Origin of the sequence: Micromonospora sp. NPDC002717 (assembly GCF_040295705.1) — a bacterium.
Classification (GTDB): domain Bacteria; phylum Actinomycetota; class Actinomycetes; order Mycobacteriales; family Micromonosporaceae; genus Micromonospora.
This window is the reverse complement of sequence record NZ_JBEOVW010000033.1, coordinates 1-14,886: the sequence shown is the minus strand read 5'-3', so window position 1 is coordinate 14,886 and position 14,886 is coordinate 1. Positions and strand designations below refer to the sequence as shown.

Sequence of the window (14,886 nt, the reverse complement as noted above, 5' to 3'; positions counted from 1 at the left end):
CGTCGGGAAGTTCCCGTTATCGTCGCGCTGGGCGACCGGCCTTGCCGGTTGACCGGCTCGGGGTCGAGCCGCATCGGCAGGCCTCGTGGCCCCAGGGACGTTTGCAGACCGCGCAGGGCTGGTAGTAGAGGTGTTCGAGCAACTGCTCCTGGGTTGCCTGGTCGGTGCCGCGCATCCTCGCGAATGCCCGCGGGTTGTGCTTGTATAGGACGTCGCCGGGCACGAGTGACTGGTCCATCTCGGCCGCGCTGTTGGCGCGTATGCCCACACCGTGGGCGCGCTGCGAGGGTGCGGGCCGTTTCGGCTTCGGGGATGGTTCCTCGGCGGTCGATGACTCTGGGAGCCCGATTCCGAACTCCAGGTCGTGGAACTGTGCGCTTCGCCGGTCCTTCTTCTGGCTCGACGTGGCCGTCACCTCGAGAATCAGGTCGTCGTCGACCATGACGTCGAGTTCGAGTCTCTCGACCAGCGGTGGCGCCTTATCGTCAACCGAAAGGGTGACCACACCCAGGTTGGTCCGAGGGTCGCTGGCCTGCGGATGGTCGGACAGCGCCGTGGGCGCCTCGATGGGCAGCTTGACGACGCCGTCGGACGGGTCCGTGCAGTACAGGTGGATCCGCACGTTTCGGACCTCGCCGTCGCCAGGCATCTCAGTGCCGGCGTGCAGCAGCGGGAGGCGCGAGCCTCGTGCCATTTCCAGCTCCAGCGGCTTGGCCAGGACCAGCCGCTGAGAGTCCTTCGCGATCCACGCGGCGCCCTGGGAGATGAGCGTGGCGCTGTTGCTGGGTACGACGACCTTCTCTGGCCCGAACAGCTCGTGGAGTCGGCCACGGATGCTGGGCATGGCCGCCATGCCGCCGGCGACCAGGCATAGTGACACCTGCGCAGGCGACATGTTCACGCTGTCCAGGAGCGACTCGATGTGGCGTATTCCGCCGACCACGAGGGGCCGGGTGATCTCCTCGAGTTCCTGGCGGCTTAGCGGATACTCAAGGGTCTTCCCGGACTCCGGGAAGTAGCCTGGCCGGTAGAACGTGACGTTCGTGCGCTCGGAAAGTGCGATCTTGTTGCGTTCGGCATCCTGCAGCAGCCTTCTCCTGGCCTCGGGGGATGGGCGGTCGCTGTCGGTGATGCCGTTCTTGAGTGAGAAGCGTTTGACAACCTCCTCGCGGATGACCAGGTCGAATCTGTCGCCGCCGGCCTCATCGGTGCCGCCGTTGCGAAGTTGAAGAATGCGACCCGGTTGGAGCCGGCACAAGGTGAGGTCGAGGGTGCCGCCACCCCAGTCCACGACGAGCACGTTGCGCCTCATCAAGCTCCTCGTCAACCCCGGGTCGGCGGAGCCGCGCAGGTGCCCGTAGAGTGCCGCCAGCGGTTCGTGGACGAACTGGGCGATGGTGATGCCGGTGCGAGCGAACGCTTCCCGCAGAGCAGCACGCCGGGGGCCGTTCATGTTGACGGGAATGGTCACAACCGCCCGGTCGAGCTGTCCGAGTGTCTGCCGCTGCGCGCTCCTGAGCGACTCGCTCCGCACGAAACGGATCACGTCGGCGACGATGTCGATCGGGTTGCGTTCCACGCCGCCCACGGTGATGACCTCCTGGCCGAGCAGGAACTTCGGCGACTTGACCGTGTTGCCGTAGACGCCGACGCCAGCCTCTTCGAGGGCGTGCCGGGCCTCCCGCCCGACGATGATCTCCTCGCCTTCGTAGCGGACGACGGACGGGTGGGGCAGGCCATCCTCGTCGAGCACGTCGATGACACGGTCGCCGACAACCACCGATACCAGGCTGTTGGTGGTCCCGAAGTCGAAGCCGACGATCACCGTGTTCCTCCGAGTTCCTTAAGCCTTGCGACTTCCTGCTGGATCGCTGTCAACGCGCGATCGACGAACTCTTCCGCCACAGGCGTGCTGCCACTACGCAGCGCGTGAAGGCCATCGCTGAGGAGTTCGACTTGACTGCCCAGCCGCCGGATCACCTGGGTCCGCAGAACCTCGTAGTCGTCAACCATGTGGCTCTTGTCGACGAAACGGTTGGTGCGCTCGGCCTCGATGTCAGATGTCAGAGCGGTGACCTGGTCTGCCAGGCTCTCGCTGCGTGACCGCTCCGACGCAATGGCTTCGCGAAGAGCAAGATTGTCGGACTCCGAGCGGTCCGCTCGTTGCCTCTCGGCGCTGGTCTCGTCTTTGGCCTGGTTGAGCTGCGCGGTCAGCTTCTGGTGTTCGACCAGGAAGTGTCCAACCAGATGGTTGAGTGCATGTCTTTCACCGGCAGTGACCAGGGCGACTGCGATGTCCGCGCTCGACACGGCTTCGGTGGCCGGCCGGGCCCACACGGCCGAGGTCATCTCCGAAATGAACTGGGCGGACGACCAATGGCCCTGCAGCACCCACAGCAACGCAAACGAGATGACTGCGTTGTCTCTCAGCAGTCCACGTTGGGCATCCCGGTAGGCGCTGGGCTCGACGTCGAGACTTTCGGGCGTGACCTTCTTGGCCGCCTCCGACACCTTCGCGCTTGAGACGAAGGGCGGCTGATCGGGGTCCGTGCCGGTTGGGTTGGCAACGTAGTGGTGGTAGATCGGATGAATCGCCAGAACCCTGTGGGTCAGCTCGATCAGGGCCTGCCGAACGGGATCGTTGGGTCTCAAGGTCGCCGCCGCAGCCAGGAGTTGGGGCGGCACTCTCAGAAAAGGGTCCTTCCTCGCCAGATCTGACAGCCATTGCGAGCCCAACGCGTCGGCGCCCGACGTGACCACCAGTGCCGACAGATCGTTCCCCGACAGGCGCACACGCCGGCCAGGAACCCGGTAAGCGCGCTCGATCAAGTCGCGCAGATCGGCGGGCTTGGACGCACGCACCGGCGTCTTCTTCCCGGCCGTCGTCGGCGCCTTGGCACCGGCCCTCGCCGCGCCCTCTCGCGGCTCCCGCTCGCCTGACCCTGGCACGTGCTCGGCCTGCCCGGGCGATGCTGGAGCGCTGTCGGCGTCAGCCGTTGGTGCGGAAGCGTCTGGACCTTCAAGCCTTGGCGCGGCTTTGTCCGCCGGGCCCCCGGCTGGCCCGTCCGTGCCGGCGCCGCTCGGGTCGGTGTTCACTGGGTCAACGCTCCTTGGACTCGCTTGCGGAAGGTTTCATACCAGCGCTCGGTGTTTCGTCCGTGACGCAGGAGGTCGGCGTTGCGGATCGCTGCGGTGTGGTCGCCGACTGCGAGGTAGTGCTCCGCGGCGACCAGGCGGAGCTTGAAAGCGTCGTGGGGGCGCTGGGCGCTGATCACTGACCCAAACTCCTCGACGGTTTCACCCGCGCTTCCGTCAAGTGGCAGCGCGCTCCACGCAAGGACGCGTTCGATGACCGTGTCGCTGAGCACATGGTCCCAGCTCGTGTGCGACTCGGCTCTCAGATCATGTCGGGTTGACGGCATTTCACCTTCGAGGATCTCGCGGAACCGTAGAGAGACGGCGGCCACCCGTCGGCTCCTTGTTCTGGCAGCGGCCCGCGGGAACTGGCTGTAATGGAACGCCACGATCCCGCAGATCGCCTCAGCCGGGTGACGGTCGAAGTCGCCGAGCGTAGTGACGGCCTGGTTGTACCGGCCCTCGTATCCCTGCTCGCCCTGGCGATCTGCCAGCCCGGACTCGGCCGAACCCTCGCGCGCCAGCACCCCGTACAGATAGTTCGCCAGTCCCGATAGGTAGGCGCGGGCGGTCGGGAGGTGTTTGCTTCGCATGATGAAGTGATCGATCGAGCTGTGGGACAGTTCCCCGCTGTCCACGAGCTGCCCCAGTGCCACGTCGACGCTCTGCAGGTCCTCCTCGTCGGCCAACGCGAAGGCGAACTGGAACTCCTGCCGCGCCTCGCCGTTGACCAGCGTGACGTCGTGCACACCGCTGCGTTGCTCGCTCAGGTACGTCGCCGCGGTGCCGGCGGAGAACTCGCGGCCGTTCACGCTGATCGCCTTGGCGTTCCGGAACACCCAATCGGACGCAGATGTCTCTTTGGAGATCGCGAGTCGGCTTCGGCCGCATTCACGTCCCCGAAAGACGAGCATCGGCTGCATCGTGTGATGTCCGCCGAATTGGTGGACGCGCAGGTCCTCGTCGGACGTGAATGTGACGTTGCACTTGGGGCACGGGAATGTGGGCGGCGGTGGCGGTCCGAACTCTGGCACGATATGGGGAAGCTCGTGGAACTCCATGTACCCCGTGTGCCAGAACCCCATTCTCTCCCGCCTGGGACGTTGGACGGGACCGCACCCGTGCGGGTCGCGGCGCCAGGACGCTCATGATAACCAGGACGGTCCACATCGGCCCCCGCGCGGGCGGCAACCGCCAGCGAGCTGCGGCGGGACCAAGATGCGGCGTAGCAGGGAAGAGGTGGCAGTTTCTTCAGGGGGACCGGACGGGAGACAATCACAGCGTCATGTCTGATATGCGGTCAGGGGGTTCAGTGAGCGGCGCCGACCTGAACGATCTGGATGGTGTGCCTACGCTGATCGCCCGGTACGGGCAGCTCCTGGGCGGCGATCATGACGAGCGGGAGCGCGGCCAGCTGCTGCTGGACATCCTCCACGATCTCCTGACCGCGTCTGGCGTTCAGCCGCGGCCAGCGGCGCCGCTTGTCGGCACGAGTCCGACGCTGGGCCTGCGTCGTGGTGACACGAAGCTGCTGCTGGGCCTAACTTGGCGCAACTCGCCGCTGACGGCACAGGACGTCGCCATGTGGCAGCAGGCCGCGCAGCAGCGCAGCAATATGCAGGTCGCGCTGATCTCGATGTCGGGGTTCGACGCCCACGCCGGTGAGGCAATGGACCCCCAGGTCCCGTCAGTGGTCCTGCTGGATCGCACGCATGTCGAGGCCGCGCTGTGCGGCGTGCTGACCGTCGAGAAGGCGATGCAGGAGGCCAGTGACCGGGCGGACTTCGACGGCACCGCCTTTACCTCCCTGACCAACCTGCTGCTGACGGCACCGCGTCACAATCCGCCGTCGTTCGTGTCGTTCACCCGGTCGCCGATGCCGTGGGAACTCGAGATCGCCGCCGCAGGCGAAGTCTCGCTGCAGCATCTGCTCAGCGGAGGCGCGGGATGGGGTGAGATCACAGGTTTCACCGTTGATGGCCCCCGGATGCTGATCACGACCGGCGAAGGTGTCGTGGAGGTCGACACCCTGCGCGGCACCGCTCACTGGCTCCTGCCGCTGGCGGGTTGCTCGGGAAGCGCTCTGGCTTCGGCCGACGGCGGGATTCTGGTCCGGCGGGGCTCGGCCGTCTTGGAGTGGAAGGACGATGTTCTAACTCCGATCGCCGGGGACCTGGGCAATACCCGGATGCTGCTGTGGGGTCCCGGTGGGCAGGCATGGGCCTTGTGTGGCAACGGCGCCGAACTGGGCGGCGCGACGCTGGGCCTGGTCCGGTTGGGTGGCACCGTCGGTGATCAGCAACGCTACTCGATCTCGTTCAACGCGGACGTGCTCAGCGCGGCATGGTTGGGCGACCTGCGCTTCTTCCTCGGCGCGGAGGGCCACAGCGCAATCGTGGACCTGGGCCGCAGCACTATGGTGCGGCGCGACGACTGGATCGAGTCGCCGCCGAGTCCCCAATACCTTGTGGCCCGGGGCGGCGAGGTGATCGCCGCAGGTTCCAGTCGTACCGGCGTGCATGTTTTCCTGCATCGTGTTGATCCTGCCGGCAGAACGACCAGCCTTGTCACACAAATGCAACTCAACCGGGTCCAAGGGCTTGGCGTCACCGCGCAGGGGCGGCTGCTCCTGCTCGGCGATGTGCGGGGCAACAGCCGAGTTCCACACCCGGTCATCGTCGAGATCAGCATGGGCTCCGGAATCCGTACCGCGGCACGCACCAGCGCGCTGGGGAGAGCGCTCGAAGCTGAGCCGCCTGCGGCTGATGCGGCTCGCGGAACGCCGGTCGATACTGCGGCGGCCCCCTCGGTTGTCGCGGCGGACACCGCTGATCCGTACATGCCCGTGCGGCTTGTGGCGCATGGTGAGCGCAAGGACTATGCCTTGGAGCCTCGACCGCTCAAGACCGGTGGGCAGGCACAGGTGTTCCGGGCCAAACACAAGAGCACCGGCACGCCCGTCGCGTTGAAGCGGCTGCGAATGACGGGAGAAGACCAGCGGGCCCGGATGCGCCGCGAGGTCGAAGCGGCCGGCATGTTCGGCTCGAACCGTCACCTGATGCCAGTCCTGGATTTCAGCGCTACCTTCGACTGGCTCGTCATGCCGTTGGCGGATCACTCGGCCGAGGACATGGCCGCCGCGCTGTGCGTTGATGGACCGCTGCGGGCGTTGATCACGGCGATCTGCGAAGGCATGCGGGAGCCACACCAGGCCGGGTGGATCCACCGCGACCTGAAACCGGCCAACATCCTGTGGCTTGACGGCCGCTGGGTCGTTGCGGACTGGGGCTTGGGCCGCCGTCCTCGCGGGCATACCACCGCGCCGGGACGCACGCAGGTCGGCGAGCTCTACGGCAGCTTGGGCTATGCCGCGCCCGAGTTGTACACCGACGCCCACGCGGTCAGCCCGCAGACCGACATTTACAGCATCGGCCAGATTATCGGCTGGGCACTCCTGCAGACCGATCCCCGCGCGAACGTACCGCATCTCCCCCCGGCAGGCCCCTGGCGGGCGGTCGTACGCGCCGCGACCCACCACGACCCACGCCAGCGCCCAGCGACCGTAGACGAGCTCCTCGCGCTGATCGCGGCCGAACTCGACCCTCCGCCGATTCCCCCCGTCAACCGTGGCCGAGCGCTCATCGCAGCGGCCCTCGAAGGAAGCGATCTAACACCGCCCGCCCTCTTCCGTCTCGCCGCAGACACGAGCAGCGACTACCTGCTGTACACGGAAGTGCTGGTCCACCTCAACAACACCCAGGTCGAACAGGCGGTGTCCGCCGACCCCACGACCGCCCGCGCCGTAGTCCAAGGCATCCAGGAGCTACCTACAGGCGGGTACGAGATGACGATCGACGCCGGCGACGTCCACAACCTCACCCTATGGCTGCTGCAAATCGCTCGTGGCGCCGAATCAATCGAGGCATGGGACCTGCTCGAGGACACGGTCGACGCCATCTTCTACCTCAACAACGACTGGAACCGGGTCCACTGGGAGGTCCACGAAGCCATCCGCGCCTGGCTATCGGAACGGTCCGGCGCCGCCGCGGCCATCGCGGCACATGCACTGCGCGCACACCCACACTCCATCCCGGTCTTCCGCGATCTCGCGCAGCAGGAAGCCGTGGACCACCGCATCCGGCAAGCAACCATCCGGGCAAGTCAGCATGCCTCCGACTACGTCTCTCGCCCAACCCGGCTTGGGCCATCTGGCGAGGTTGTGGGCCGAGTAGTTCATGGCGGCGGGCCGGCCACGACGCGGGCGAGCAGCTCTTCGTAGGCCCCGCGGCGGCCGTGCAGGTGTTCCAGCCACCACGTCGCGCCTGCCTCCGCCTACGCCCGGAACATTGCCCATCGGACGGCCGGGACGAGCCGATGAGCCGAGCACCCCGCGCCGCATTCGCGGAAGTATCGGATGCCGTCCGCGAGTCGATCCGGGGCACGGTCATCCGGCCCAGATCGTCGTCCCCGCCCTTGAGCCAACCGTCCCAGTGCGCCCGGCGCACGGCGGTCCCGCTGCTGCCTTCGGGGAATGGCTGGTGGAGCGCGTTCGGCAAGCGCAAGCGTCGCGGCAAGGGCGGGAAGGTAGGCCCACCGGTGCACGACGACCTCGTGCGCTGGGACTTCACCGCCGACGGCCCGAACCGGTTGTGGCTGGCTGACATCACCGAGCACCACACCGCCGAGGGAAGCTCTACCTCTGCGCGATCAAGGACGTCTGGTCCCACCGCATCGTCGGTTACTCCATCGACTCGCGGATGAAGTCCCGCCTGGCCGTCGCCGCCCTGGACAACGCCGCCGCCAGACGCGGTGACCTGGCCGGTTGCATCCTGCACACCGACCGCGGATCCCAATTCCGGTCCAGGAAATTCGTCCGAGCCCTCCACCGCCACCGGATGGCCGGATCGATGGGCCGCGTCGGCGCCGCCGGCGATAGCGCCGCCATGGAATCGTTCTTCGGACTCCTGCAGAACAACGTCCTCAACCGGCGATCATGGGCCACCCGCGAGCAACTACGGATCGCGATCGTGACCTGGACCGAACGGACCTACCATCGCCGCAGACGACAGCGGTCGCTGTCCCGGTTGACCCCCGTTGAATTCGAGACCATCATGCACCCACCGGCCAGTCAAGCCGCGTGACTACACCTGTCACCTGCCGGTGCAGCAGACCCGACGGCTCTTCGAAGTTTGAACGCGGTTCGTGGTTGGAGCCGACCCGGAGGCGAAGGGCTCGCAGCCCATCGGTGATCATCTGAGCTCACTCGCCCCGCACAGCGACGCCTCGGCCATCGACGCAGCCCGGTCGGGGCCAGCGTAGAGGCGAAGCGGCGCTCCAGCCGGCCGGCCAGCCGGACCAGCCGGTAGTCCACGAACTCGTCGGGCCGGCCCTCGGTCGCGCTGCTCGTCACGGGTCCACCGTACGGAAGACCGCCGATCCGACGGGGAGAATCAGTTACCTGATACCAGATATCAGGTAACTGATTCTCAGGAGGTCCCATGTCCGCCACCGCCGACCCGTTCTTGCTCATCTGCGGACGTCGACCGGGCGGCGTCCCCCGCTTCTCGGGTACCTGTACTGCTGAAGAAGCGCTGTTCAGGTACGGCCGCCGTGCGGGTAGGAGGCCGAAGGTCGATGGTGTCGCGATCGGCTGACTGGTCACCGAGGCCTGCGCTGGCCAGCAACGCGAGCATGTCCTCCTGCCGCGGCTGGCCGAAGGTGAGCCGGTACAAGGCCAGGTCACGTTTCAACTGTTCGTAGCGGGCGAGGTCCCGGCTGAGCGGTAGCGGCAGCACGTGACGCTCGATGTGGGCTTCGCCGGGATACACCCAGTACGGCGCCATGTCGCCGATCCGTGACTGGCGCCGCGCCGCGTCGTAGGCGGACTTCCACACGTCCGGCTCGGCCGACCGGAGCGCCTCGACGCGATGGGCAGCGGCGACGTTGCTCCGTACCGCGTGGCCGCCGAAGCGGTGTACCCGCCCTTCCCGCTGCTCGAAGTCGACCGGGTTGGCGGGGACGTTCCAGTGCACGACCGCCGAGCAATACGTATGGAAGTCGATGCCCTCCTGGCCGGCGCTGGTGGTGGTGACCACGAACGGCCAGAACGGGCTGTTGAAGGCGTGCCGCACGCCGCTCATGCGTGTGGCCTGGGATTCGTCGTCACCGCGGCCGCCGTATCGCAGGGCGAATCGGCCGGTGATCGGAATCCGGCTGCCGGGGTGCAGGGGGTCCAGAGCGGAGTATGGCGCCGAGTGCAGTGTCAGCGCCCGGTGGATGGCGTGGGCGAGTGCCAGTAGGGCATGGTCGTCGAGCGGTGTCTCCGACGCCGAGCTGCGCAGCGTGTGCACGTACTCGTCGAGGACAGCCTGGAGCCCACCGGCGGCGCAGTAGCGCAGCACGGCCCGCCAGTACGGCTCACTCAGGCCCAGAAGATCCAGCAGGAGCATCGACTCAGGACGATTGAACAGGCTGCGTAAGCCCGCCGCGACGACGGTTGCCGCCTGCCACAACCCCTGTGACGTGACGGCGCTGCCATCGTTCACGAGCCGGCCAAGGGCACGCCAGGCGATGTTGGCCGGGCCGTGCAGCCCGATGGAGACCAGATCGTCCACCACCGTCTCCGGGCTCGCGCACACCGGCTCGTCTCCGGCGGCCACGGCGAGGGCCTCCTGAACATGCCGGACGAGCCCGGTGTGCTGATCCTGTCCGCCGTCGCTTGCCGGATCGGCTGCGCTGGTAGCCGCCTCCACGGCCGCCTTGAGCGATATGCCAGGGTCGGCGCCCGGCCATTGCAGCACGGCGCGCCAGGGCTGTGGCTCGCCGGTGTGCGCGGAGGCACGGAAGCTGTCCGGCGCGTCGGCGAGCAGCCGCTGGCGGAGGCCGGACTCGATCGCTGCCAGATCCAGCAGCTGTTCTGGCTCGCGTCGGGCGGCGGCCAGGGGGTCGCAGGCAGCGGCGAGCACGGGATGTGGCCAGAACAGCGCCAGGGTGCTCATGGACGCCACCCGTTGGTCGCTGATCCGGTAGTCCAGCCGGCTGCGAGGCGGCTCGCTACTTCCGTGTCGTACGCGGCGTTCCGCTTCGTAGCTCAGCAGGGCCGAGACGGCGGTGGGGGTGGCGTTCCAGGACGAGAAGACCAGGCGTTTGGTGATCTGCTGGCGGGCCGCGTCCGCAAAAGGCGGGCCAAGCGCGTAGTGGGGCATGGACGGAGGCAGCCACAACAGCTGCCACCAGCCCCGCTCGACGGTGTGCGCGGCGAGGTTGCGCAGTTTGCCGTTGCCGAGGTCGATCGGCGCGTACGCGCGAATCGCCGCCGCGTCGAGCAGGTGCGCCTGGTCGAGCAGCCGCCGAAGCTTGCGGTTCATCCCGCCCTGCGTGGCCTTGCCGAGGCGGTCGCCGAGCAGGTAGCCCTCCACGAAGTTGAGGAAGTACGGCGCCGACTTCCAATAGTCGAGCAGGACCGGGGCATCCAATGCCCTGCCGAGTCGTTTCATGACGACGAACGACCAGATCTCCGTCGGGTTGAGCCCAGCGGCCGGGGAGACGTGTTCGGCCAGCATCGCGTGGCGGCCCAGGGCCGGGCGTTCGGTGCGGCACATGACCCGCAGAAGCAGCTGCCGGATGTCGTCTCGTACCGCGTCGGTCGGGGCTCCGGTGACCACTGTCTCGCGGTAGGCCCGCAGCGCCGCCTGCACCGCGTCCCGCCAGTGCGGATCCGGGCAGAGGAAGTGCAGTACCCGGCCGAGGTCGGCGTGGTGGTCGTCGGTGTCGGCCTCCTCGGCGAAGGTGAAAGGCTTGTAGGGGGTGGCCGACAGCAGCAGGACGCGCGCGCCCTGGTGGTTGAACAGATGGTGGGCCAGTTCGGCGGCCTCGCCGCCCAGTTCGGGGTCGAGCAGGTTCCGAAAGCGTTGGAACTCGTCGAGGATGACCAGGTCGGGTTCGAGGGCGTGGGCACCTGCCTCAGCGAGCACGGTTCGTAGCCGACCGACGAGATCCTTGCATCGGGCGTGTTCGGAGTCGGTCAGCGTCGACCGTCGGCCGATGTCGGCAATCAGCTCGTCGAAGTGGTCGAGAAGTCCCCGGGCGCGGGCGAGGTCCAGGAAGTGGTTGTGCACGCCGGGCTCGATGCCGTGTGTGAGGCTGCGGCTGAAGCTGTCGCATTGGGTCTGGAACGCCTCGAACGAGCGTGTCGTGCACTGCATGATCCGCAGCGCGGCCTTGCGCTGCCAGCCGTCCCAGCGCTCGTTGCGCAGCAGGTAGTGGAGCATGGCCCGTTCCTCAGCCTTGCCGGTGCGCCAGCCGGGGGTGAAGGAGGTGCCGGGGGTGAAGGACACGAGATTGACGGGCTTGGCCGCCGACGGCTGCGGCGTGATGCGAGGCAACTCGCGGCCAAGCAGGGTGAGACGGCTCGACATCGCGTGCGAGGCGCGCTGCGGTCCCGCCAGACGAGCCAGGTTCTGCGCGGCGACGTCCTGGTTCGAGCAGATGTAGATGATGTCGATGCGGCTGACGGCGTCGTCGCGCTCAAGCCGATCGATCATCGCCGCCACCACGCCACTGGCGACGACGCTCTTGCCAAGACCGGTCTCGTCAGCGACGAGGAACCGGCGAGTCGGATCAGCGCCAAAGTAACGCTCCAACACCCACGCGACAGTGTCCCGCTGGAAGTCCTTGAGCCCCTTCATGCTCCCGCCCCGCTCTTGCGCAGTTCCCGGCGCACCTGGTCGACGTGCTGCCACAGGTCCAAAAAGCCCTCCGGCAGCACCGCCCTGCCGCGATCGGTGGCCGCCAGTTGCCTGACCAGCCCGGCGAGCTCGTCGAGCTGAGCGGGCCGGTCCGCCAGCGCGCCCAGCAGAAGCTCCAGCACACCGGTGCCGCCCCGGCGCCACAGCCCCGCAACACCGTCGGCCCCTGCCACAGCGACCGCGTCGGCCGACACACCGAAGCCGAGCAGCAGCATCAGGAACTGCAGGAACTTCTCCGGGGTGTTGACCTGCTCGGCGAGCACTCGGTCCAGCCGATCGCTCGGGTCGCCGGTCAGACTGGCGATCGCCACCGCCCGCCTGCTCGTGCCATCGCCAGCCACGGCGGTCAGCAGCAGGAAACGAGTGATCTCCGTGGTGGACAAGCCGCTGAAGACGACGTCACCCGGCAGGTCCGTCACCAGGTCGGGTCGGGTCAGCAGAGCGACCATCAGCCGGCCGCCGGGCGGCGGCGACAGCTTCTCCGCAGCACGTACGCGCAGTTCGTGCGGCTCGTCGCGCGTGCGCACCGAGGCCCGGAAAGGGACGGTGGCAATGTCACGCAGATATTCCTCAAGCTGCCGCCCGACTTCGTCCTCGGGCTCGGCGAGGTCACGCCGCTCGTAGTCGTCGAGGATCGCCCGGAGGCCCGCGCTCTCGCCAGCCATCGCGTCGATGCCGAGTCGGTCCCGCGAGCCGACCAACTCGACCAACAGCTCGACATTTCCGGTAAAGGCCGCGTCGGTGGCGTTGGCGGAGCCCACCATCACCCGAGCACGCCGGCCGTACTCGACGACATACGTCTTGGCGTGCAACCCCGTGAGCCGCGCCGGGCCGCTCTCGTCGTCGAGATCGAGCGCTGCGAGATCGTTGAGCACCAGCACTTGGCACCCGTCGAGCGTCCCCTCGGGTAGCCGATCCAGCTCCTCCTGCCTACCGATCACGGTCAGGTGACCATCGCCCGGGGCGCAGACGCCGAGGCCATCCACCGTAACGAAGGGAGACATCACCAGGTGCCGAGTGCCGGTGAAGTCCGGCCGCCGGACTCCCGGCACGCCAAGGGCATGAAAGTAGAGCTCATCCTGGAAGAAGCCCTCGGGTAGCTGCCAGACGGCCCGATGAAGGTCCCTCAGGAGTTCCTCGACCGCGGCGCGCCGCTGCTTCGGCACCGGCTGCGTCGCAAGGTCGATCGCGTGTCGGAGCAGCTTGACTACCGGAACGTTCTGCGACCTTGTCCGAGTGCCGATCACGCCATCCAGGCTCAGGCAGACATCCCAGCTCCGGTCGTTGGTCATATTGCGGCTCAGCACAACCAAACGCAGCAGCGGATCATCGTCGCCGACGTAGCGCACCAGCCACATCTTCGGATGAAAAAGCTTACCGGGACGCGGGCGCCGCACCGGGTGTATAGCCTGCTCGAGCAAGAGCAGCAGACCGGAGTTGCCCGGCGGCGGCGCGATCTGACCGGCCTGGCAGAACACGTCGATCCGGTCGGCGCAGCGCCGCACACCGTCCATCACCGAGATCGGGTCATCCTGATCCCGCAGGGCATGGGCAGCGAACGCCAGCGGTGCGGTGAGCAGACTGTCCAGCTCAAGGGTGAACGTCGTGGCGACGGCCCGGTCCAGCCGGTATCCCGCCGGCGGACGCAGAACGTCGGTCAGCAGTGTCCGTCCATCAGGCGGCAGCAGCACCAGTGGCCTCCATGCCCGTGTGGATGTCGGTCAGCAGGCGCCGCACCTGCGGCCAGCGGTACACCAGCTGCCGGCTGCCCGACGCGCCCGTCCAACTGCGCAGCAGCTTGCCGTTGGTCAGGCGCGACTGCGTCTTCTTCACCGCCTTCTCACGCCGAATGACCAAGTCCCGCAGCTGCTCGTCATCTGCGGCGCCCGCAGCCCGACCAGCAAGGACGAGGTCGAGCCACGCTTCAATGAACGCCTGGGTGCGCAGGTTGGTCTTGATGCGCGGGTTGACGGCGACGACGCGCCTCCACATGTCCGCCCGGTCCCACGGCCCGACCGTCGAAACCCGTTCGGCCCACTCTGCCAGCGCCTCGCGGTAGTCCGGCGGCTCAACGCGGTCGTGACCCGCCTGGTCGTACTGCTCGGCAAGGATCAGGTTGTAGAGCAATGCCGCACCGTGCAGACAGGTGGAAAACCCACGGGCGTGCTCCAGGTCACGCCTCAACCGCTGCGGCGCCGTGCCCGCCGCCGATACCAGCCATGGTGCCGCCGCCTCGTCCTCCGGCCGGTTGCCCACCTGCAGCAGATGGGCGAGCAGGCTGCCGGAGGTGCTGGTCGCGATGCGCTCCCGCAGCCAGTCCGCCTCCCAAGGGGTCAGGTCCAAGCCCGTCCCCACAGTTTCGGGAAAGCCTGCTGGCGGCTGCGGCAGGGTTGCCGGCCATCGGCCCGCTCGCAGGTCGGTCAACTCCGCCACATCCGGGTCGTCCGGCGTCGAAGTCAGCTCGATGCCGTTGTCGATGCCGTAGCGACGAAGTGCGGACGCATAGATCGTCGAGGGCAAGGTCTTGACGCCGGTCGACGCTCGGCGTCCGATGAGCCCGTCGGTCGCGCCGGCCGCCTGCAAAGCCGAGATCACGCCACGCTCCACCCGGTCCAGCTGCACCGCCTGATCGCGATCGGCTCGTCGACCTGCGTGGCGAATACACCATGGCACGATCAACAGGTAGCGCGCCCGTGTGTGCAGCGTCGACGTCCCGGGAAACAGCAGATCGCTGAACGCATCACGGACCTGGCCAATGCCCAGTTCGTCCCTGCTCTCCTGCTCGCTGAACATGTTGAGCATCTCGCGAACACGCTGCTGCTCCGCCGGAGAGCTGTCCAGCCACGACAACTGCGACACCACGGTCCGCCTCCCGGTTTCGGCTCGCAAGTATCGCGCCCTGACCGCTCCTAAAGGACGTCTCGTAACTCGGCGGTCGGTCCATGGTGGATCATGTCGGGGTGCAGGTGATCTCGGCGACCCGTCAGGAGTGGATCTTTCCGTT

Annotated in this window: 7 protein-coding genes and 1 pseudogene; 2 read left to right on the top strand and 6 right to left on the bottom strand. The window is 67.5% G+C overall.

Features of this window, described 5'->3' with window-relative positions:
• Window positions 1-16 precede the first annotated feature (16 nt).
• The 3 genes from ABT006_RS30250 to ABT006_RS30240 all read right to left on the bottom strand — a co-directional run bounded on the left by ABT006_RS30250 (window position 17) and on the right by ABT006_RS30240 (window position 4,196).
• Window positions 17-1,825 (bottom strand): Hsp70 family protein, encoded by a 1,809-nt coding sequence (locus ABT006_RS30250; RefSeq protein WP_350711880.1) that lies wholly within the window; start codon window positions 1,823-1,825, stop codon window positions 17-19.
• The gene (locus tag ABT006_RS30245) at window positions 1,822-2,862 is read right to left on the bottom strand and encodes a hypothetical protein (RefSeq protein ID WP_350711879.1); all 1,041 of its coding nucleotides are present in this window, start codon (window positions 2,860-2,862) and stop codon (window positions 1,822-1,824) included. The genes ABT006_RS30250 and ABT006_RS30245 overlap by 4 nt, the downstream gene beginning before the upstream one ends.
• Before the next feature lie 230 nt (window positions 2,863-3,092).
• Window positions 3,093-4,196, bottom strand: coding sequence for a hypothetical protein (locus ABT006_RS30240; protein WP_350711878.1), 1,104 nt, complete (start codon window positions 4,194-4,196; stop codon window positions 3,093-3,095).
• Window positions 4,197-4,447: 251 nt separating this feature from the next.
• Here ABT006_RS30240 and ABT006_RS30235 point away from each other — a divergent pair, with 251 nt between their 5' ends.
• Both ABT006_RS30235 and ABT006_RS30230 read left to right on the top strand, forming a co-directional pair.
• Window positions 4,448-7,414 carry a serine/threonine-protein kinase gene (locus ABT006_RS30235; protein ID WP_350711877.1) on the top strand — a complete coding sequence of 989 codons (2,967 nt, stop codon included), beginning with the start codon at window positions 4,448-4,450 and terminating at the stop codon, window positions 7,412-7,414.
• A gap of 260 nt (window positions 7,415-7,674) precedes the next feature.
• Window positions 7,675-8,276 (top strand): annotated as a pseudogene (locus ABT006_RS30230) (IS3 family transposase); the annotation flags it as partial.
• Between the two features lie 345 nt (window positions 8,277-8,621).
• On the opposite strand, the gene ABT006_RS30225 reads toward ABT006_RS30230, so the two are convergent.
• From ABT006_RS30225 to ABT006_RS30215, 3 genes are read right to left on the bottom strand one after another with little or no spacing between them, the layout of a single operon-like run.
• Window positions 8,622-11,822, bottom strand: a complete 3,201-nt coding sequence (locus ABT006_RS30225) for a helicase-related protein (protein ID WP_350711876.1) — start codon at window positions 11,820-11,822, stop codon at window positions 8,622-8,624.
• Entirely contained in the window at window positions 11,819-13,573 is a 1,755-nt protein-coding gene (locus ABT006_RS30220) for a phospholipase D family protein (protein ID WP_350711875.1), read from the bottom strand. The genes ABT006_RS30225 and ABT006_RS30220 overlap by 4 nt, the downstream gene beginning before the upstream one ends.
• Window positions 13,557-14,744 (bottom strand): DUF6361 family protein, encoded by a 1,188-nt coding sequence (locus tag ABT006_RS30215; protein WP_350711874.1) that lies wholly within the window; start codon window positions 14,742-14,744, stop codon window positions 13,557-13,559. The genes ABT006_RS30220 and ABT006_RS30215 overlap by 17 nt, the downstream gene beginning before the upstream one ends.
• Window positions 14,745-14,886 lie beyond the last annotated feature (142 nt).

Coding starts and splice junctions, on each gene's coding strand:
- ABT006_RS30240 (WP_350711878.1), bottom strand. CDS start 4,196: ATGGAGTTCCACGAGCTTCCCCATATCGTGCCAGAGTTCGGACCGCCA.
- ABT006_RS30225 (WP_350711876.1), bottom strand. CDS start 11,822: ATGAAGGGGCTCAAGGACTTCCAGCGGGACACTGTCGCGTGGGTGTTG.